Here is a 20646-nt window from a genome sequence, read left to right as displayed (position 1 = left end):
TATGTCATTGATTAATCGGGTATTGCCGGGACGTTTCAGCGCTGGGCTGCTGGTTGCATGCTGCCTTCTTTCGCCATTGACACTTGCACAGCCAGGTGACACTGAAGTGCCTGCACATTTACAGGCAGAGGAGGCAAGCGTGAACGAGGTATTCAATCTGCGTCAGTATTCACCTAACTTTGCCAGTGCCGGTCAACCGACACAGGAACAGTTAGGTGCGCTGAAAGAGGCCGGTTACGAGCGTATCGTTTACATCGCGTTCACCAATAATCGTAACGCCATCGCTGACGAAGATATTCTGGTAAAAAACCTGGGGATGGATTACCTGCATATTCCGGTGGACTGGGAAGCTCCGTTACCCCAGGACTTTTATGTATTTGCCGACGCCATGCAGCACAGCCCTGAGCGGAAAACGTTATTGCATTGCCAGGTCAACGCCCGTGCCAGCGCCTTCAGTTTTCTGTATCGCGTGATTTATGATGATGTTGACGTGGCCACTGCCAAAGCGGACATGAACACTATCTGGCAGCCAAATACCACGTGGCGCGATTTTATCTTCGACGTACTTGCCGAGCACGATATTTCGCCAGAGTGTCCTGACTGTGACTGGACGCCGTCTGACGTTTAACCCTGGTTTTCGGCCGGGCTACCGGCCTTTTACCAAAAGCGAAAACAAAACAGCAAAGAGGAAAGGCGTTCTTCAATCAACCAGTGCTGGAGCAACACAGGTTGCAGCCAGCGTTGAAAAAAAACGCCCTTCCTGTACAATTCTGCTTCCCTGTTGATCAGCCATCAACATTATTGATTTTCAATACCCGTCGAGCAGGATCAAATTTTGCGTATTAGTCCGCCATAGCCTTTCCCTTCCTTTTTATTTTTCCCATCCCTCATCGTATGGATTGATTACCTTCTTTATGTTTTCACGATAGGGTACTGAAAAAACACGCATTTTTTACCAACTGGTCCAGCTCCTTCTTGATCGGACCCCGTTATAGTTATTTGTAGGCGAAGATGATAGATACTATTAAGAAAGACTGGCTCTCCAATGTTCGCGGAGATTTACTGGCAGGGATCGTCGTTGCATTAGCACTGGTTCCCGAGGCAATTGCCTTCTCAATCATTGCTGGCGTTGATCCTAAAGTCGGCCTCTATGCGTCATTCTGTATTGCAGTGGTCATTGCCTTTGTCGGTGGTCGTCCGGGTATGATCAGTGCAGCCACCGGCGCCATGGCGCTGTTGATGGTAACGCTGGTCAAAGAGCATGGGCTGGAGTATCTGCTGGCAGCTACCTTGTTGACAGGTGTTTTACAAATTGCTGCCGGTTATCTCAGACTGGGCAGTCTGATGCGCTTTGTTTCCCGTTCGGTTGTCACAGGTTTCGTGAATGCCCTGGCGATCCTGATTTTCATGGCACAGTTACCGGAATTGACCAATGTAACCTGGCATGTGTACGCAATGACGGCAGCCGGGCTTGGCATCATTTACCTGTTCCCGCTGTTACCCGTTGTTGGTAGAACCATCCCGTCACCACTGGTTTGTATTGTGACATTGACTTCTATTGCCCTGTTTCTTGGTATGGATATACGCACCGTCGGAGACATGGGCGAATTGCCTGATACCTTGCCTGTTTTCCTCTGGCCAGATGTCCCACTTAATCTGACAACACTGCAGATCATTTTCCCTTACTCAGCGGGGCTGGCCGTAGTCGGTCTGCTTGAATCCTTGATGACAGCAACCATCGTTGACGACCTGACAGATAGCGGCAGCGACAAGAACCGGGAATGCAAGGGGCAGGGCATCGCCAACATCAGTGCCGGCCTGTTGGGCGGTATGGCAGGTTGTGCCATGATCGGCCAGTCCGTGATCAATATTAAATCCGGGGGCAGGGGTCGTCTTTCCACGCTCACCGCCGGCGTTTTTCTGTTGTTCATGGTGGTATTCATGGATACGTGGCTGAAACAGATTCCCATGGCAGCGCTGGTGGCCGTGATGATTATGGTGTCCATTGGTACATTCTCCTGGGATTCTTTGATCAATCTGAAGAAGCACCCCTGGTCAACCAACATTGTGATGATTACAACGGTCGTCGTAGTGGTTGCCACACACAACCTGGCTATCGGTGTTTTTGTAGGTGTGTTGCTGGCAGCGATGTTCTTCGCTAACAGAATTGGTCGCTTCATGGTCGTTAAAAGTGAGAAGGTGGACAACAGCCAGCGTCAGTACACGGTGATCGGGCAGGTTTTCTTTGCTTCAGCGGATAAATTCACGGATTCTTTTGATTTCAAGGAGGTGGTGGATAGCGTTCATATCGATCTGCACCAGGCACACTTCTGGGACATTACTGCGGTAGCCGCACTGGACAAGATCGTTATCAAATTCCGGCGTGAAGGCACTGAAGTCAACATCGTTGGTATGAATGAAGCCACTCGTACCGTCGTCGATAAATTCGGTGTCTACGATAAACCGGAAGAAGTTGAAAAACTGATGGCTGGCCATTAACTGAGGGAGAATAATAATGACAAAACACCAGGTGACTGCCTGTATCGACGGGTCTGCCATATCTAATACCGTCTGTGATACCGCAGCATGGGCAAGCTCTCTGCTGAATGCACCGCTGACTTTTTTACATGTGCTGGAAAAAACCGTTTCTCCCGCACATGAAGACTTATCCGGTGCAATTGGTCTTGGGAGCAGGGAACATCTGCTGGAAGAATTGACCGAGCTGGATGAAAAGCGCAAGAAACTGGAGATTGAGCACGGCAAACACCTGTTAAGCGATGCCAAAGACAGGGCAGTTGCTGCAGGAGCCACTGATGTGAGCACCGAGCAAAGACATGATCAACTGCTGGATGCTTTGCTCAAATACGAAAGTGAAACCCGCCTCTATGTGATTGGCAGACTGGGCGGTGATCATGACTTGCAGACCGAAACCATTGGCTCTCATGTGGAGAATGTGGTTCGCGCTATTCATACCCCGATTCTGATGGCCACGGGGCAGTTTTCTACCCCGGGCAATTACATGCTGGCCTATGATGGCAGTGAAACTGCTGACAAGGCGATTGATCGTATTGCCAATAGCCCGTTGCTGTCTTCATTGCCAGGCCACATCGTCATGGTTGCTAATGACACTGAGGAAAACCGGCAGCGGCTTAACCACGCTACCGAGTTGCTATCGGCGCGCGGCCATAATGTCGAACCGCATCTGATCCAGGGAGATGTTATCGAGAGCCTGATGACTTTCCAGAACCGCTTGAATATAGAACTGAAAGTGATGGGCGCCTACGGCCACTCACGCATCAGGGAATTTATTGTCGGCAGCAATACCACGAAAATGCTGGCGACGAGCACAGTACCTGTCTTGATTCTGCGCTAAGACGTTTCTCTCAATTTCTCTCAAGAAGAAGTTGGAGTCGCAGGTGCTGCTCTCACCTTTGATCATTTGAGAGACTTTTCATGATTCAACCGCCAGTCATAATCCAGAAAATCGATGTCGATTTCTCCGGATGACAACAATTGCACGGATGCCTCACTCATGTTGAGGTCCGGCCGGTAAAGCTGTAAAATCCAGCCACTAACTCTACATCTCATTGATTTTAAAGGAAAATATTGGACATCTAGAAGCAATCCTGGATCACCTCCCGCTTACGTGGCCGGTTCGTCATATTGGCGCCGGTTTTCAGCCATTAGGCGCTCAATCATATCGTTCTTAACCGATAGCTCAGCCTCCAGTTTGGCCTGGCTGACGGTAAAATCTTGCACCTTGCTTTGCGCCGATTCAAGGCGTTGCGTCAGCTCATCAATTTGCGAGGCCTGGCGCTGAGCGCTGTCGGCGTACTGCTGCAGATCCGTCGACTGGGTTTGCAATTGCTTATTGGCATCTTCAAGCTTCGCGTCAGTCCGATTAAGCTTCGATTCGAGGTCCTGTGTTGCTTTGCGTGCAGCGCTCAGCTCGCTGACCAAGCGCGCGTTGTCCTTGTTGAGCTGCGTTAAATCGCCCTGCTTGACGGAAATTGTCTGGTTTAACGTGCGAATCTCGGCCTGAAGCTGCTGAATTTGTTGCTCATGCCGGCGCTGATCCTGATCCCTCTGCTCTTTCACCGATTCACGATAATGCTCCAGTGCCTCCCGGCTGTGACGGTGCTTTTCCTCAAGGGATTCGATATGAGCCTGCTTTTCCTTGAGCAGCGCCGCCCTGCTGGCCTCGCGCTGACCCACCTCGTTGAGCTGTTTATCTAAGGCATCGCAGGCCGCGGATTTGGCAGCCAATTGCTCACTCGTCTCATCAAGGCGCGATTTCAACGCTGTCTGCTGATCGGCCAGCTGGCCAGCCTCTTGAGTGAGCGCGGCGCAGCGGTCAGAGAGCTCTTTGATCCGGTGTTCATAGCGGCTTTTACTTTCATCGATGATGTCGTGTGCCTCTTCCTGTAGGCGCGATGCCAGGCGCGCAATGAGGTCCTTAATGGGCTGGCTCAATAGGGCCTCATCATCGAGTCTGGTGGACGCCTCCTCCTCCAGCTCTTTGAGATAGCGATGAATCGTTGATTTGGAGCCGGTATTACCGAGCTCTATGCGTATCGCGTCAATGGAGGGGTTTTCTCCCCTGGCTAGAACGGCCTGATGGGCCTTGGCCACCAATGCTTTGTTGATACCGCCACGAGCCATGCTGTCCTCTCCTGTTTATTTCGTACTGTGATACGTAATATGTATATACGTACTATATTAGGCGGTAATGGGAGCTTTGAATAGACCTAATTTAACCCAAGATAATAAAGCATTATCTGATGTTAGAACGTTTTTTGCGCAAACCGACGCCAAAATCTGTACAGGTACAGATGTTTCCAGACCAAGTAAGTCATGAAGAGGTTGCTGCAAACCGCTAGCCCTGACTTCAAATCCCTTGATCTTCAAGGTGATGCGGGCATGGCTCTACTCCACACAACTCAAGAGATGACCTCGACTTCGAAGGCCTATCCGCTCTACAAGGAAGTCATCGCCTACGGCTTGTCGAAGGCGGCTAGCGGACCGTGACAGCCAGACGCGCGGTCCCGTAAACGGGAAAGGAGTTGTATTGTCTGATTGCTTGCAAGTAAACTCAACTACATGAAGAAAAGCTCTCTGATCCTGTTTTTAATGCTGGTAGCCGTCGCGAACCTCGTGTTCGCGGCGGATTTGCATGAGCTGGCGACGGGAGACGAGGCGGCGTTGGAACATTTGGCTAGCGCTGACGGTAACGTCAGCGCCGACCACGCCAACCACTCTCATCCCCCTGGGGGTAGCTGCGTTCACAGCCATAGCTGTCACGCCCACGCCCATCTGTTTTTCGTTGAGACGGGCGGGTATGGATCTCACCTGCCCACCGGTCACCGCTGGCAGGCGGAACAACTGCCGTTACCCCCTCAGCATTTTATGGCACCGGATGTGCCCCCTCCCATTGCCTGATTTCACTCCCTAGAGATCCTCTGTCGATTGTTCTTGCCCGGCGCTTGACCCGGTGCAGATCGGCACATTTCTACCACTGAAATATCAGGCAGGTAACACATGTTTCACTCTCTATTCACCCGTCCGTCCGGTCATCATGACCGCTGTCACCACGGGTCTGGGCTTGGCGCCATTGCTGTTTGCCACTGGGACGGGCAGCGAAGTCCAGCGACCTTTGGCAGCCGTGGTTATTGGTGGGCTGGTAACCGCGACCATTCTAACGTTGGTGATTCTGCCAGCTCTCTACCCCTGGTTCGCCGATCGTTCCAACGGCGACAACTCAACGTCTTGAGGTGACACCATGCAAGAGGTAAAAGCTTACATCAAAACGCGTAAACTGGAATCGGTCACTCTGGCGCTGCATCGCCTGGATGGCATTACCGGGATGAGCGTCTCGGAAGTCCGGGGTTTCGGTCGCAGCAAGGCGCAGAGCAGCGCCACGCACCCGATTGCGGGTGCGTCGGAGTTCTCCGAGCATGTGAAGGTGGAGATCGTGTGTCAGGACCACCTCGTCGATGCCGTAGTGGAGCTGCTGAAAACCGAAGCCCATACTGGGCTTAGGGGGGACGGTCGTATCTTTGTTAGCGATATCAGGCGTGCAATCCGCATTCAGGATGGTGTTGAGGATTCAAGCGTCATCTAATGTTGAGTAGCTGGGATGCCACTGGGCATCCCAGCCCTTCTTTCAGATTGTATATTCAAGGGAGCGGCTATCCCATGGGACATGAGCATAACCATAGCACCAAGGCCATGGGCGATAAACGTCTGATTGCTGCAATTGGCGTCAATGCAATCCTGACACTAGCGCAAGTGGTCGGTGGGATACTTTCTGGTAGCCTGTCGCTCATAGCTGACGCACTCCATAATCTGAGCGATGCCGCATCACTCGCGATCGCGCTCATCGCGCGCAAAATCGGTCGCAGACCGCCCGATGCCTTCAAAACCTTCGGCTACCGACGCAGTGAAACCATAGCGGCCTTGATCAACCTGGTCACGCTAGTCATTGTCGGTATGTACCTTGTCTACGAGGCTATAGGACGGCTATTTGCCCCGCAGCCCATCGAAGGCTGGACGGTGGTCGTGGTGGCAGGAATAGCTCTGATTGTAGATCTTGCCACGGCCATACTCACCTACACGATGTCAAAGAACAGCATGAACATAAAGGCCGCGTTCTTGCACAATGTGTCGGATGCGATGGCGTCCGTCGGTGTTGTTATAGCGGGGACCTTGATACTGCTGTATGGCTGGTACTGGACGGACACTGTGCTGACGTTGATGATCGCTGGGTACGTGCTGTGGCAAGGCTTCAGTATGCTACCGAAAACCATTCACTTGCTGATGGAAGGCACACCAAAGGGAGTCTCCATTGATGACGTGATCAGCGCCATGGAGCATGTGGACGATGTTGTGAGCGTCCATCATGTACATGTTTGGGAACTCGCTGAACACACAATCGCACTGGAAGCACATGTTGTCGTAAAGAAGGCCAATCTGCCCGATATTGAACGGGTGAAGACCGATTTAAAGCGTATGCTTCATGACCAATTCGACGTCAGCCACTCAACACTTGAAATTGAGCAGGAAGGCAGTGGCTGTGTCGATACGCAGACCAACAGTAAGCGCGGCGGTGCGTAAGCATGCCCTACGGGTGCTTCCACTTTTGCGTTGGATACCGCCTTACCTGATTAAGGATGCTCCTGACCATTAGCCATTGTTAAAAAACAGCCTCCTCATAGTGGGTCGCTTGGCCGTCAATCGAGAAACCACCTCTTTCCGGGGGTTCGAGTTGCCGAAACGCCGGGCGACGGCGGTTTGAGCAGAGCTGGTTCAAGCTTGTCACCGGATTATCTGGTTGATGCTCAAGCTACTGCTGACGCACGCTTTCCTCATTGATTCGGGCAAGAATTCCACAAGTCTCAACCTCCCGGCCATCGTTGCAGCTCGCTCTCAGCGAAACGAGTTGTGTCTCTAGCGTTTGCAGAGCGGTTATCCGCGACCGTACATGAGAGATGTGCTCATCGAGCAGGGCGTTGACGGCGGCACAAGGTTGGTGAGGGTCGTCCTGATGTCTCTGTAGCTCGTGAATTTCTGCTAGCGACAGGTCCAGGATTCTGCACCGACGGATGAAGGCCAGCCGCTCACCATGTTTCTCGGTATAGACACGGTAACCATTCTCCTGTCGATCAGGCGGCGGTAACAAACCCTGACGTTCATAGAAGCGGACCGTCTGTGTATCGACCCCAGCCAACTCTGCCAACTGACCAATACGCACCAAGCTTCTCCTAAACGGATTCTCTACTATTGACCCTATAGTAGCTATAAGGTTTATGATGATATCACAAAATTATTCAAGTGGAGCCGTACCATGAATAACTCCTGTGGTGGCGCCTGTGGCGGCGATAAAGTACCTGCAGCGGATTCCGATTTGCAGACTTCCTCAGAATCGCCAGGGAAGTGGGTCAGCATCTATGCTGTGCCGAAGATGGATTGTCCATCTGAAGAGCGAATGATCCGCCTTGCACTGAACGGCTTTGACGAGATCCGAATGCTGTCCTTTGACTTGTCCAACCGCCGGTTGGAGGTCTTGCATGACGGCTCGGTTGTGCCCATTACTGCGAAGCTGACGACCTTAGGGCTAGGTGCCTCTCTTCAGGAAACCGTGACTGCCGACCCAGAGACAATCAAGATCGCTAAGAGCTCAGCAGCCTCTGCTACGCAGGAGTCCGACACCCTGCGCTGGTTGCTTGGCATCAACGCACTCCTGTTCGTGGTGGAAATGACTGCCGGTCTGATCGCCCAGTCCACCGGACTGATTGGAGAGTCCCTAGATAATTTTGCCGATGCGGCAGTGTATGGGCTCGCCCTTTATGCGGTTGGGCATAGCGTGAAAATGCAGGTACGTGCCGCGCATCTTGCTGGTGTACTTCAACTGATTTTGGCTCTCGGCGTACTCGTAGAAGTGGTGAGACGCTTTGTATTTGGTAGTGAGCCCGAATCGCTGATGATGATGGCCATCGCCTCCGTCGCTTTGATCGCCAATACCGGTTGTCTGCTGTTGATCTCCAAACACCGCGAAGGCGGCGCACATATGAAGGCAAGCTGGATATTCTCGGCCAACGACGTGGTGATTAACATGGGTGTCATCGCCGCTGGCGCCTTGGTCGCGTGGACCGGATCCAATTATCCGGATCTGATTATCGGCACCATCGCGGGGATCATCGTGCTTAACGGTGCCAGGCGTATTCTGGCGCTCAAGGGTTAAATAATGATCATTATTGGCAAAAATCTCTCGCCATATGCCCTGTTGTTGTCCACTCTGAACTGCTAGCAGCGTCTGACGAGGTTGTGAAATGGCTGGTCCAACAGTCAATGACTTATGGCGAGTCCGCTCCGGTGGCCCCTTTCTTTACCTGTGTACATCTATGAAACACCGGAGCCGCCTTCAGTCTTTTTGCGAATGGTGGAGGCTGGCAGCGCGTTGATCAAGGTCGGTTACACGCCCCCACATATAGAATCTTTACGTATTGACCGCTTGTAAAGGCATTGGTATCCTTTACAGAACGGCGCAATGTAAAGAGGTGTCCTATGCCAAAAGTTAGCTCAAAGCGGCAGATCACGCTACCTGTGGATCAATGCCGGCTGGCGGGCATCGAGCCTGGTGATGAATACGAAAGCTACGTGGACAACGACGGGCACATTACTATCATCAAAAAAGTCTCAGGCGCCGCGCGCGGGATTCTCAAGGGCATCCGCGTGGATCGCCAGGTGAGTGAGGACGATTCCCGTCAAAGCGGTATCCGTGCGTGATTGCCATTGATACCAATGTGCTGCTTCGGTACCTGCTGCTGGACAATAAGGCTCAGTCGCATAAGGCCATGTCACTGATCACGGGTCCTGTACCCGTTCTGGTGACGGATGTCGTGCTGGTGGAGACAATGTGGGTTCTAACGGGTAAGCGCTACAAGCTTGACCGTGAGGCCATTGCTGGCGTGATCAGTGCGCTGTTTGAGGAGCCGAACATTGTCTTTGAGGATGGGCAGACCGTGTGGCGTGCTCTGAATGACTATAAAAAAGCGCAGCCGGTGAAGGTCGGTGGCAAGAAAAAAAGCGCCGACTTTCCCGACGCACTTATTGTGAACAAGGCCCAGCACCAAGCACAGCAGTGGCACCAGGCGCTCAAAGGCGTTTACACCTTCGATATCGCGGCCCGGGAGATACCAAGGACGCTAAGCCCATAATTCGATAAAGATTAAAAGGTCGGCATGAGCAGCATTGACCACTACATACACGCGGCTACCCGCGCCAACACCCGCAAGGCCTACCAAGCCGCCGTCCAGCACTTCGAGGACCAATGGGGCGGGTTTCTGCCAGCTACGGCCAATAGCGTTGCGCGTTACCTGGTGGACCACGCCCGCACTCACTCATTAAACACCTTGCGCCAGCGGCTCGCGGGTCTGGCGGCCTGGCACCTTGAGCAAGGTTTTCCCGATCCGACCAAAGCACCCCATGTAAAAAAGGTGCTCAAGGGCATTGCCGAACTGCACCCGGCCCCAGAAAAGCGGGCCAGGCCCATCCAGTTGGTGCAGCTGACGGCCATCGTATCGCACCTTGATCAGCAGATTGCTCGACAAGATGCACACCAGTTGCCATTGCAACCGCTTCGCAACAAAGCACTTATGCTGATCGGTTTTTGGCGGGCTTTTCGAAGCGACGAGTTGGCGCGGCTCAATGCGGAGCATATCCAGGTGGAGCCTGGCTCTGGCATGGAGATTTACCTATCCCGCACCAAAAGTGACCGCTCTGGGCAAGGGCGCTATTTCAAAGCGCCGGCACTCAGACAGCTGTGTCCTGTAGAAGCCTATTTGGAATGGACTAATGCGGCACAGATCAAGCGAGGACCGGTATTCCGGGCCATTAACCGTTGGGGTCAGCTTGCGGGCGAAGCACTGCACCCGAACAGTATCATCGCCATCGTCAGATCTTGTTGCCAAGAGGCAGGCATAGAGGGTTCGGACGCGTTCAGCAGTCATTCCTTGCGCCGAGGGTTTGCGAACTGGGCCAATGATCATCGCTGGGACACGAAGTCTTTGATGGAGTATGTGGGATGGAGAGACGTTCATTCCGCAATGCGCTACATCGATGCACCTGATCCGTTCGCCCGCCTTCGGATTGGACGCGGGCCGAACGAAGCCGAGGCTTGCGGTGGTCCCTCAAACTCACCTGAGACAAAATAAGCACTTGCCATGGTAGCCATCTACCACACCGCGTACCCGCGCCTTAGGAAAGACCTCTCGCCACACGAGGTCGGGGATGTGTATACGCCGACAGACAAAGAGCTTCGCTTCGCCCAACGTCACTGTAAACGTACCAGCGCCTCGTATCTCGGATTACTGGTGCAGCTGAAACTGGTTCAAAGGCTGGGGCGCTTTGCCACACTGGGCGAGGTGCCAGACGTTATCCTCAACCACATCAGAGCTCACAGTCGTTCCCGAACATCTCGTAAGGAACTGCAGACCTATTTCGCCTCGGGCGCGAAAATTCGGCACGTCAAATTCATTCGCCAGTACCTGAATATTCGACCTTTCGATAGCGAAACAACGGGTGCTCTGGTGCGGGGCTGGGCGCTGGAGGCGGCCGCCACCAAAGAGGCATTGGCCGATATCATCAATGTCACCCTGGAGTACCTGGTCAAGGAGAAGTACGAACTGCCTGCATTTAGCGCTCTCGACCGACTATGCCAATCGGCGCGCCGAGAAGTCAATGACAGGTACTATGATCAGCTCTGCGGCTATCTGACGGCCGGAGGTCGCCAGCTCATCGGGCAAATGCTCCGATCTGCCGGTGGTGCGAGTGGTTTTGGCTGGAACACCCTGAAAAACGAGCCCAAACGGCCTACGCCTCGAAATATTCAGGCCTACATCACCTATCTGGAATGGCTGACGTCCCTGCAAAATAGCTTACCCATAGATCTGGGGTTGCCACCTGTCAAGCACCGGCAATTCATCAACGAAGCCAAGGCTCTCGATCACGCTGAACTGATGAAACTCAAGGTGAGCAAACGCACGGCACTGATGATCGTGCTGATTCGTCATCAGTACGCCCAAACCCTGGATAAGGCCGCTGAGATCGTCATCAAGCTCCTTCAGAAGATGGATCGCACGGCGGAAAAGAAGCTGGAGGAGTATCTGGCTCATCACCAAAAGCAGACGGATCGGCTCATTGCGATATTGTCCGGTACAATCCAGATATACCTGGATAAGCCCAAAACGGTGACCGCCTTCGATCCTGTGCTGGGCAAGGACAGCAAGCTGATCTTGCAGATGTGCGAACAGTACATGGCCTACGCTGGCAACAACTACCTGCCTTTCATGATGCCGCTGTACAAAAAGCAGCGAGCCACGTTGTTTCGCACGATCGAGATACTAAACCTCGCGTCGGCCACTGAAGATAAAGACCTTCTCAAGGCTTTCCGATTTATCCTCAAGCACAAAAAGCGCCGCACTGAAACCCTGTGCATTCTAAGTGACCCCGACTCCCCTTCAAGTAAGAACGTGATGAACATCCGGTGGATTCGAGATAAATGGTGGAAGCTGGTAACCGGCAAGTCCACGAAGTCTGCAACTGTTACCCATGTCAATAAACTGTGCTTCGAACTATGCGTATTCGAGCGAATCGCGGAGGAACTGAGCACGGGTGACTTGTTCATCCCTTACAGCGAAACCTTCGACGACTATCGCGAGCAAATGATCACTTGGGAAGAGTACGAGGCCGGGTTAGGACCGTACTGCGAGCAGGTCGGCCTGGTCGCCGGGGCCCCCGCCTTCACACAGGCATTGAAAAGCGCCATGACAAACTCTTGTCAGAAAGCGGATCAGCGTTTTCCGGATGACGAACTGGTTCGTATTGAAAATGGGAAGCTTGTTATTGGTAAAGCCAAAACCGATGATCCGCCGCCCGAAATTGAAGCCATTTCTGCCTTGCTTAAAGATCGCCTGGAGAAGATTAACCTGCTTGATCTGGCCATCACCGTGGAGAAATGGCTTAATTTGAATCACCAATTCGGACCGCTATCCGGCTTTGATTCACGTATCGACGACCCTTTTCTACGCTTTGTACTGACGTTGTTCTGCTACGGAACCAACATCGGACCGACAGAAACGGCCCGGTCAGTGAAAGGCATATCCCGCAAACAGATCGCCTGGATCAGTCTCAAAAGGACGACCGAAGAGCGCCTTGATAAGGCCATCGCCAAGGTCAACAACGCTTACAAGAAGTACGGCCTAATTGAGTGTTGGGGCTCAGGCAACAGCGTTTCTGCTGATGGCAAGCTTTGGGACCTGTACGAGGACAATCTGCTGTCTGAATACCATCTGCGATACGGCAGTTACGGGGGTATCGCTTACTACCATGTCTCCGATACCTATATTGCATTGTTCAGCCGGTTCATTCCGTGCGGTGTTTACGAGGCCATCTACATTCTCGATGGTCTCTTGAACGACAAATCCGACTTCAATCCGGATACCGTGCACGGCGACACTCAGGCGCAGTCAACGCCGGTGTTCGGGTTGGCCTCCCTGCTGGGCATTAAACTGATGCCTCGCATCCGCAACATCAAAGACCTAACGTTCTACAAGTCAGACAGGGGACTGGTGTTACAGCATATCCAATCGCTATTCAGCGATCCCATTCGGTGGGAGCTCATTCAGACGCATTACCCCGATATGATGAGGACCGCCATGTCGGTAAAAACGGGCAAGATCACCGCGTCGACCATTCTCAGGCGATTTGGCACCAAAAACCGCAAGAATAAGCTGTACTTTGCATTTCGGGAACTGGGAAGGGTCGTCAGAACCATGTTTTTGCTGGACTATGTTACCGACCTTGACCTGCGGAGGACGATTCAGGCCGCCACATGTAAGAGTGAAGAGTTCAACGAATTTGCGCGCTGGTTGTTTTTTGCCAACGGTGGGAAGATCAGCGCAAACCTCAGGCATGAGCAGAGCAAGATCGTGAAATACAATCACTTACTTGCCAATGTTGCGATTCTTTACAACGTGAATGCAATGACGGAGGTCTTTAACCAATTGAAGGCAGAAGGGCACAGCATTACCCGAGAGCACATGGCCAGCTTCTCGCCATACCACGCAGAGCACCTTGGTAGACTGGGCAGCTTCGAAATTGATTTGTCCAAGAAATTTAAACCAATGGCTTTCGAGCTGGAGATCGAATAACGGGAAAATGGTTTTGGATCAATCGCTTACGAGGCTAGTGGCTGAATTTTACAGTTTTACCGGCCGGACCTCTCATACTGTCAGCTCTGGCGTTTGCCAGGTCTAGTGCTGTGTGAATGCCAATGTCGTTAAGTCGCTTTGTGATTCTTCTGCCAATACCCCAGACATCTGAAACTGCCATTTGTCTGAGTATCGATTTTCGGTCTTGTTCTGTTTCAATAACTGCCACACCACGAAAGCCATCGAGACGTTTAGCGGCATGGTTTGCTGCCTTAGCAAGCGTTGGTGTTAGCCCCATGCCTACACCAATAGGTAGTCTCACTTCTTTCCACACGCTACGCCGGATTGACCTGGCGTGTTCAAACCAGCCCTCAGGTGGCTGATAAGCCCCTTTGCCGTAATACAGAAAACACTCGTCTATTGAGTAGATATGACTGTAAGGAGCAAACCGGGTACAGGTCTCCATCATGCGCTGGGATAAGTCTGCGTACAGCTCGTAATTCGAGCTTTTGATGACAGCGCCTGCTTTTTCTAGCTCTGGTTTGACCTGGAAGTAGGGGACGAACTTCTTATCTATACCTGCACGTTTAGCGATATGACAGGCAGCGCAGATGCAGCCATCGTTGTTGGTCAGCACTACAACTGGCTTATTCCGTATGCTGGGATCAAAGACCTTCTCACAACTGGCGTACATAGAGTTGACGTCGCAAAGTGCGTACATCAGGTGAAACCCTTTTTAAGCGGCCTGTGAAGCCGGATAGAGCGTGTCACTACACCCTCAACAATAAACTCATCACCATCTGTAAGCTGGTACTTTTTATGCCGTTTTGAGTATGAAATCAGTTGCTTATTCTTGGTGTCCGCGATCTTACAGACAAACACACCGTTGAGAGTCGCAACTATCACATCCCCTGTATTGACCGTCTCAGCCCTTGAGACGATCAACAGGTCATTGGGGAATATACCCACGCCTGTCATTGATTCACCTTCTACAAAGCCAAGATACGTGGCTGAAGGGTGGTCAATGAGAATTTTATCCAATGACAAGTCCAGCTGCGTGTATTCAGCTGCTGGGGACTCAAAGCCAGTAATCCCGGCTTGGGCGGCAATAGGAATGAATTTGATCATAGTATGGTCTATAAAACTGTATATATGTACAGTATATTATGACGCTGAGATACACGTATGATCAAGATATAAAAGGGGTTGTTTGCGGGAGGGGGCGAAATGACACCCTAAGCATCGGGCCAATGGTATTCACCAGTTAGATTGATATGCTCCCACCCCAGAGGGGATACATGGGGCAGTAGATCGGGATTTGGTGCCTCACCGGCATTGGTGAGTGTCTCGACAATTTCCCCCAGCTTTTTGGTGTTCCAATAGATAATGATTGCCGCAATGAGATTCATCCCAGCAATTCGATAGTGTTGTCCCTCAGAGGATCGATCACGAATCTCACCTCGACGATGAAAACTGATTGCGCGCTTTAGGGCGTGGTGTGACTCACCTTTGTTGAGCCCCATCTGTACGCGCTGTTGCAACTCAGCGTCCAACATCCACTGCATCATAAACAACGATCGTTCAACTCGACCGATCTCACGTAGGGCGACAGCCAGTTCATTCTGTCGCGGGTAAGCAGATAGTCGTTTTAAGAGCTGACTGGGTTTCACTGTGTTTGCCGCTGCACTTGCTGATAACCGGAGGATGTCGGGCCAATTGCGTACGATAAGGTCTTCGTTGATCTTGGCCGCAACCAACGGCCTCAGTGTCTTGTGTACCTCGCTTGGATTAAATGCATACAGGCGTTTCGCCGGTAGATCGCGAATACGAGGTGCAAAACGGTAGCCCAGCAGTGAGCACATGGCGAACACATGATCGGTAAACCCACCGGTATCTGCATATTGTTCCTTCACTCGCCGTCCGGCGTCATTCGACAACAGTCCGTCGAGAATATAAGGCGCTTCGTGTGCTGTTGCCGGAATCGCTTGCGTCGAGAACGGAGCATACTGATCGGAGACATGGGTATACCCCTTTATCCCTGGGTCTATGCCATAGCGTCTGTTCACCACATTCATGGCTTCGCCAGGCCCTGAGGCTCGGAAGAATTGACCATCGGCCGACGCGGACTCTCCGGGCCCCCAGACTTTGGACATAGGCAGTCGACTTTGCGCGTCTACGATCATCGCAAGTGCTTGCCGATAGCCATCGTCTTGTACGTGCCACCGAGAAATCCTAAGCAACTCCCAGAAAGAATGCGTGGTAGATACGGCACCCATCTTGCGAAGGCCCAAATTGACGCCGTCACTGAGTAGTACGGTTAGGAGCCCGATTTGGTCACGACACGGCGCTCCTGTTCGCAAATCTGTGAAAGCTTCTGTAAACCCGATTTCACGGTCTACCGACAACAGAATGTCAGTGACCGGTGTTTGCGGTACACGCCGGTACAAATCCATGACTAGCTGATGGGCATTGTCGGGCGCCTGTTTCTCCAATTTGGAGAGTTTGAGTACGCCGTCTTGAATTAGCCCGTTTGGTAGCCGGTCACGGCGTGCGGCTTCGCCTGTGGCTTCAAATGCTTGAGCCAGCACCTGTTTCCGTTGCGTTAACCAGTCGAGAGGGTCCAACGGTACTGCCAGTGCTGATGACGTTGCAACGGCGTTAACCGGTATCAACTCTTTCGATGGCTCTGCATATCGACGGCTATTTTTTAACCAGATGTCGCCTGCCCTAAATGCATCGCGAATAGCGAAAAGAATCGCAGTTTCCCAAGTTCGACGGTCTGTGCGCTGCAACCTCTTTCGCCATTTGGGTCTAGCGAAGGCTATCGGTAGATTGTTTGGTAACCCCCGATTATTCGATCGGTTCAGTTGTTGGAGTGCGTTAATTGCTTTGAGTATCGGTCCTGCTGACTGCGCACCTTCGATCGCGAGTGTGTTCAGAAACCGTGGTGCATAGCGACGAAATCTAGCGTAGCCACTGTTCACAAAATCCAGAGGATCGGCTCCAACTTTGGCATTCACAGCGGTGGCATCTTCGACCAGGCGATTGAATACCTCCCAGCCGCAATCCTGTTCAATGGCTGTGTCGACGGGCTCGCCGGCTTCTCGCGCCGCGATGATCGATGCGCCTACTTCGGAAAAAGTTTTGAGTGTTTGTTGGATGAGCGCACGTTGATCGTTAATTTGATCATCTCTAACACGCTCAGAAGCACGGTACAGCCGACCCACAATTCGATCATGGGTTTCGACGATGGCGTCACCGATTGCGCCATGCCATTCAACACCACAGACGACTAGTATCGCCAGTTTTCTATGCGTAGGTAGATCACGCATGCCATCGGCATAGTAGCGTTCACCCTGGCGACGAAGGCGGGCTACTCTGTGCGAGGGCACACCCTGAAGCAAAGAAGGGCTGAGTTCCAAATCAACGATCCGTTCCAGCCGATCGAGCAACCCATTGACCACCCGTGAGTTGCTGCCCGGTTCGTGTTGGCGCAACCAGACGAATCGGGTGACGCCTGTCACCGTTGTTTCGCTGAGCAATGCGGTGAGTCTGTCCACTGTGGTGTTGTCGAGACGATCCGCGATGCGCCTAGAGATACGATTGTCGGCGGCGACCAGAGCATCTGCACACAATCGTTCAACCGTTGAAGGTGCCGGTACAACAATGCGCCGAAGGCGCATTTGGGCGACCACTTCGCGTGCCAACCCTTCGTTAGAGTGGGCCTGTTCAGCGGCTGATGCCAGCCACTGGGCGAAATCTAGGTCAGAAGCCTGATAAGTTCGATAGCCGTATAGATTCTGGAGCGACACCGAATGCTGATAGCGTGTCTGCCGTCTCTCCGCATAGTCGGCAAGGTCGCTTTTCGACAAACCCAGTTGCGCCCCAATAAATTTGATAATTGGGTCTGGGATGAATTCGCCTGGTTGGAGTAGTCGACCGGGATACCGCAAGGCACATAGCTGCAATGCGAAACCCAATCGGTTGCCGGGGCGTCGCCTTGTTTTGACATGCTGCATGTCCTCGTCACTCAACACGTAGTGGCGGAGCATCGAGTCTTCATCCGCTGGCAATCCGAACAGTGCTTCCCGTTGTCGTTCGGTCAGAATGGTGCGTCTTGGCATGCGATACTGTCCCAGTTAAACTAAAGGCTAAACAGGACACCAATCCAGCCAGTAAACATGCGGCTTTGCAAGCCATGAAGAGAGGTAGGTTTAATTGGGACACCGGGTAGCCATTTATTGTCGAGTGTCGACAGCTGATCAATCGTGTGCGCGGCAGGCACGCGATCTTCGAGCATTCGCTAAACGAGCGAACTACGACGTCATTGGAGTTTTCAAGGAAACGGGGTCAGGTGCGAAATTGGATCGCACAGAACGAAAGAAAATTATGGCCTTGGCGCAACGCCGGGAAATCGATGCGGTAGTCGTGACAGAATTGTCTCGATGGGGTCGATCAACCATCGACCTGCTCAACACGCTCCGCGACCTGGAAAACTGGAAAGTCTCGGTGGTCGCCATAAGCGGCATGACCTTTGATCTATCGACATCCCATGGTCGGATGATGGCAACCTTTCTATCCGGCATCGCAGAATTTGAACGTGATTTAATTAGTGAACGCGTAAAATCCGGTCTTGCTGCAGCAAAAGCTCGCGGCAAAAAGCTGGGCCGAAAGAAGGGCTTCCGCCCAAAATCCGACAAACTTTCACCTAAAGTGCTTCACCTCATTGAACAAGGTAAGAGCTATCGATGGATTGCACGGGATCTCGGTATTAGCAAGAACACGGTCTCTGAGATTGTAAAACGCTCACGCGAGGCGGCCTAGACGCAGGCACTTTTTCTCGGTACCAGACCCTCAGCGACCTCGTTCAAACAGATCGACGAGTTCAACGATCTTATCTCTTTGCTCATCCAAAGAGCCTTCTCTAAGTGCACCTTCAATACAGGAATTTGCATGATCACGTAGAAGTTCGGTTTCAACTTTTTTCAACGCGGCTTTCGTGGCCTGAATTTGTTGCAAGATGTCGACACAGTAGCCCCCTCTGTCAGGATAGTTGTCGTGTCCAATTTTCAATTAATACTCGGGGGGCGCTCAGGAATGAGCAATGAAACAATACCCAGAAGAACGCAAGCAGGCGGTGCTTAGAAGAATGATGCCGCCAGAAAACACCCCGGTACGCGTGCTATCAGAAGAGACGGGAATCTCCGACGTGACCCTGTATCATTGGCGCAAACAAGCCCGATCAGGAGGGATGGTAGTGCCAGGGGATGGAAGGAATCCGGAAGGTTGGTCGCCCGAAGACAAGTTTGCAGTCGTGCTGGAGACCGCCGCTCTGAACGAGGCGGAGGTGGCCGAGTACTGCCGCAAGAAGGGGCTGTATGCGGAGCAGATACTGGCGTGGAAAGAGGTTTGCATGCACGCCAATGCCACGGCAGTAGAACAGGCCAGGTCAGCGCGGGATCAGGCTCGATCGGCGAAGAAAGAGATCAAGGAGCTGAAGCGCGATCTGCGTCATAAAGAGAAGGCGCTGGCGGAAACCGCTGCGTTACTGGTGCTTCGAAAAAAGATGCATGCGATCTGGGGCGAGGGAGAGGACGAATGATTAGCACCCCAGATCGCGAGCGAGCCGTCAGGCTGATCAAGGAAACAACCGATGCTGGTGCCCGGACCTTCAGGGCGTGCGCAGAAATGGGCATAGCCATGCGCACCTATCAGCGCTGGACCCGGGAGGGGGATGTTAAGGCAGATGGTCGCCCTGGTGCGACCCGTCCGCCACCGGTTCACAAACTGACACAGCAAGAGCGCGAGGCCGTGCTGGTCGCCGTGAATAGCCCAGTACACAGAAGCCTGCCACCCAGCCAGATTGTACCGGCCCTGGCGGATGAAGGGTGCTTTATCGCCTCTGAGTCCACGTTCTATCGTGTGCTTCGTGAACAGAGCCAACAGCAGCACCGGGGCCGCAGTAAGGCACCGACCGCCAAGCCACTCAACACGCACTGTGCCACCGGCCCGAATCAGGTGTGGTGTTGGGACGTGACCTGGTTGCCCGGTCCTGCCAAAGGAATCTTCTTCTACCTGTACCTCATCCTCGACCTGTACAGCCGCAAGATTGTGGGCTGGGAAATCCATGAGGGAGAGTCCAGTGAACTGGCGTCAGAACTGGTAACCAAGGCGTATTTACGTGAGGGTATTGCCGGTGTACACCTGGTTCTGCACTCGGACAACGGCAGCCCGATGAAAGGCGCGTCACTGATGGAAACCCTGTACCGACTGGGTATCATGTCGTCCTATAGCCGCCCTCGGGTCAGTAACGATAATGCCTATGCTGAGTCGATCTTCCGAACGTGCAAGTACCGCCCTGATTACCCTTACAAAGGCTTTGCAACACTGGGCGATGCCCGGGCCTGGGTACTCCAATTTGCGACCTGGTATAACCAGGAACACAAGCACAGCGGGTTGAAGTTCATCACTCCGGCGCAACGGCATAGTGGCCAGACGACAGAAGTCATACAACAGCGAAAGGCCGTTTACGAGGCCGCGAAAGCAGCCAATCCGAAGCGCTGGTCGGGGAGAACTCGGAATTGGGATTTGCCAGAAGAGGTCTGGTTGAATCCTGAGAAGGAGAGTCGCAGCTTAGAGGCCGCTGCGTAAAAAACACGACAACTATGCTGACAAACAGCGGTAGCGACCTTGTTCCAGCATTCGATCTACGCCGCGGACTTGACCTTCGATTCGCTTAAGGCGCCTCGAAATCGCTTTTCGAGAGGCGGGCAAATCTGATTTTTCAAGGTTGGACATGGTGTTATCACTCGGTCGACATACTCCTTAGGAGTATACAACGACCATCAGCTTGATATCAGTCTCGAGTTCTCACGTGACCGTTGATGCGCAGCCAAGATTGAATGATTTTAACCCTAATCGCTTGGTCTTGTTAAAT

20 protein-coding genes and 2 pseudogenes are annotated in these 20646 nt (G+C 52.6%); 15 read left to right on the top strand and 7 right to left on the bottom strand.

Annotation, left to right across the window (positions count from 1 at the left end; translation table 11 throughout):
- The first annotated feature begins 1 nt into the window (after position 1).
- From PSCS_RS04350 to PSCS_RS04340, 3 genes are all read left to right on the top strand, one after another.
- Positions 2–628: a protein tyrosine phosphatase family protein gene (locus PSCS_RS04350; protein WP_082866407.1), complete on the top strand. Its 627-nt coding sequence runs from the start codon at positions 2–4 to the stop codon at positions 626–628.
- A 383-nt stretch (positions 629–1011) separates the two neighbouring features.
- Entirely contained in the window at positions 1012–2499 is a 1488-nt protein-coding gene (locus PSCS_RS04345; protein ID WP_068810576.1) for a SulP family inorganic anion transporter, read from the top strand.
- Between the two features lie 16 nt (positions 2500–2515).
- Positions 2516–3373, top strand: a complete 858-nt coding sequence (locus PSCS_RS04340; RefSeq protein WP_068810575.1) for a universal stress protein — start codon at positions 2516–2518, stop codon at positions 3371–3373.
- Positions 3374–3642: 269 nt separating this feature from the next.
- On the opposite strand, the gene PSCS_RS04335 is transcribed toward PSCS_RS04340, so the two are convergent.
- Positions 3643–4662: a DNA-binding protein gene (locus PSCS_RS04335; RefSeq protein ID WP_068810574.1), complete on the bottom strand. Its 1020-nt coding sequence runs from the start codon at positions 4660–4662 to the stop codon at positions 3643–3645.
- Positions 4663–5076: 414 nt separating this feature from the next.
- On the opposite strand from PSCS_RS04335, the gene PSCS_RS04330 reads away from it, so the two are divergent.
- The 4 genes and pseudogenes from PSCS_RS04330 (at position 5077) to PSCS_RS04315 (ending at position 7113) form a co-directional block, all read left to right on the top strand.
- Positions 5077–5439: a hypothetical protein gene (locus tag PSCS_RS04330; RefSeq protein ID WP_068810573.1), complete on the top strand. Its 363-nt coding sequence runs from the start codon at positions 5077–5079 to the stop codon at positions 5437–5439.
- A gap of 121 nt (positions 5440–5560) precedes the next feature.
- Positions 5561–5770, top strand: a pseudogene (locus PSCS_RS04325) (efflux RND transporter permease subunit); the annotation flags it as partial.
- Positions 5771–5779: 9 nt separating this feature from the next.
- Positions 5780–6121 (top strand): P-II family nitrogen regulator, encoded by a 342-nt coding sequence (locus PSCS_RS04320; RefSeq protein ID WP_068810571.1) that lies wholly within the window; start codon positions 5780–5782, stop codon positions 6119–6121.
- A 74-nt stretch (positions 6122–6195) separates the two neighbouring features.
- Positions 6196–7113, top strand: a complete 918-nt coding sequence (locus tag PSCS_RS04315; RefSeq protein ID WP_068810610.1) for a cation diffusion facilitator family transporter — start codon at positions 6196–6198, stop codon at positions 7111–7113.
- 229 nt (positions 7114–7342) lie between these two features.
- Here the strand turns inward: PSCS_RS04315 and cadR are convergent, their stop codons facing one another.
- Positions 7343–7750, bottom strand: coding sequence for a Cd(II)/Pb(II)-responsive transcriptional regulator (cadR, locus tag PSCS_RS04310; protein WP_068810570.1), 408 nt, complete (start codon positions 7748–7750; stop codon positions 7343–7345).
- Positions 7751–7843: 93 nt separating this feature from the next.
- On the opposite strand from cadR, the gene PSCS_RS04305 reads away from it, so the two are divergent.
- From PSCS_RS04305 to PSCS_RS04285, 6 genes and pseudogenes are all read left to right on the top strand, one after another.
- A complete protein-coding gene (locus PSCS_RS04305; RefSeq protein WP_068810569.1) occupies positions 7844–8740 on the top strand; it encodes a cation transporter in 897 nt (298 codons plus the stop codon).
- Positions 8741–8743: 3 nt separating this feature from the next.
- Positions 8744–8901 (top strand): annotated as a pseudogene (locus PSCS_RS16080) (signal peptidase II); the annotation flags it as partial.
- Positions 8902–9063: 162 nt separating this feature from the next.
- Positions 9064–9285 carry an AbrB/MazE/SpoVT family DNA-binding domain-containing protein gene (locus tag PSCS_RS04300; RefSeq protein WP_068810568.1) on the top strand — a complete coding sequence of 74 codons (222 nt, stop codon included), beginning with the start codon at positions 9064–9066 and terminating at the stop codon, positions 9283–9285.
- Entirely contained in the window at positions 9282–9716 is a 435-nt protein-coding gene (locus PSCS_RS04295) for a PIN domain-containing protein (protein WP_068810567.1), read from the top strand. Before PSCS_RS04300 ends, PSCS_RS04295 begins: the two co-directional genes overlap by 4 nt.
- A gap of 24 nt (positions 9717–9740) precedes the next feature.
- Positions 9741–10712 carry a site-specific integrase gene (locus PSCS_RS04290; RefSeq protein ID WP_068810566.1) on the top strand — a complete coding sequence of 324 codons (972 nt, stop codon included), beginning with the start codon at positions 9741–9743 and terminating at the stop codon, positions 10710–10712.
- 9 nt (positions 10713–10721) lie between these two features.
- Positions 10722–13709: a Tn3 family transposase gene (locus PSCS_RS04285; RefSeq protein ID WP_068810565.1), complete on the top strand. Its 2988-nt coding sequence runs from the start codon at positions 10722–10724 to the stop codon at positions 13707–13709.
- A 34-nt stretch (positions 13710–13743) separates the two neighbouring features.
- On the opposite strand, the gene PSCS_RS04280 is transcribed toward PSCS_RS04285, so the two are convergent.
- The 3 genes from PSCS_RS04280 to PSCS_RS04270 all read right to left on the bottom strand — a co-directional run bounded on the left by PSCS_RS04280 (position 13744) and on the right by PSCS_RS04270 (position 17833).
- Complete coding sequence (locus PSCS_RS04280) at positions 13744–14430, bottom strand: Y-family DNA polymerase (protein ID WP_082866550.1); 687 nt, start codon at positions 14428–14430, stop codon at positions 13744–13746.
- A complete protein-coding gene (locus tag PSCS_RS04275; RefSeq protein ID WP_068810564.1) occupies positions 14430–14837 on the bottom strand; it encodes a S24 family peptidase in 408 nt (135 codons plus the stop codon). Before PSCS_RS04275 ends, PSCS_RS04280 begins: the two co-directional genes overlap by 1 nt.
- A 107-nt stretch (positions 14838–14944) precedes the next feature.
- Positions 14945–17833 carry a Tn3 family transposase gene (locus PSCS_RS04270; protein ID WP_068810563.1) on the bottom strand — a complete coding sequence of 963 codons (2889 nt, stop codon included), beginning with the start codon at positions 17831–17833 and terminating at the stop codon, positions 14945–14947.
- A gap of 94 nt (positions 17834–17927) precedes the next feature.
- On the opposite strand from PSCS_RS04270, the gene PSCS_RS04265 reads away from it, so the two are divergent.
- Positions 17928–18533, top strand: coding sequence for a recombinase family protein (locus PSCS_RS04265; RefSeq protein ID WP_041932919.1), 606 nt, complete (start codon positions 17928–17930; stop codon positions 18531–18533).
- 30 nt (positions 18534–18563) lie between these two features.
- Here PSCS_RS04265 and PSCS_RS16415 read toward each other — a convergent pair whose 3' ends face one another.
- Positions 18564–18782: a metal-sensitive transcriptional regulator gene (locus tag PSCS_RS16415; protein ID WP_047011335.1), complete on the bottom strand. Its 219-nt coding sequence runs from the start codon at positions 18780–18782 to the stop codon at positions 18564–18566.
- Between the two features lie 31 nt (positions 18783–18813).
- Here PSCS_RS16415 and PSCS_RS04255 point away from each other — a divergent pair.
- Positions 18814–20360, top strand: a protein-coding gene (locus PSCS_RS04255; protein ID WP_369795754.1) for an IS3 family transposase whose coding sequence is annotated in 2 segments (ribosomal slippage) — positions 18814–19276 and positions 19276–20360 — 1548 coding nt in all. Because the reading frame shifts where the segments join, the coding sequence is not laid out codon by codon here.
- Between the two features lie 12 nt (positions 20361–20372).
- On the opposite strand, the gene PSCS_RS16410 is transcribed toward PSCS_RS04255, so the two are convergent.
- Positions 20373–20507 carry a metal-sensing transcriptional repressor gene (locus tag PSCS_RS16410; RefSeq protein ID WP_082117369.1) on the bottom strand — a complete coding sequence of 45 codons (135 nt, stop codon included), beginning with the start codon at positions 20505–20507 and terminating at the stop codon, positions 20373–20375.
- Between the last annotated feature and the right edge of the window lie 139 nt (positions 20508–20646).

Source organism: Pseudohongiella nitratireducens (assembly GCF_001642735.1).
Taxonomy (GTDB): Bacteria; Pseudomonadota; Gammaproteobacteria; order Pseudomonadales; family Pseudohongiellaceae; genus Pseudohongiella; species Pseudohongiella nitratireducens.
This window is presented reverse-complemented; position numbering and strand designations above follow the sequence as displayed.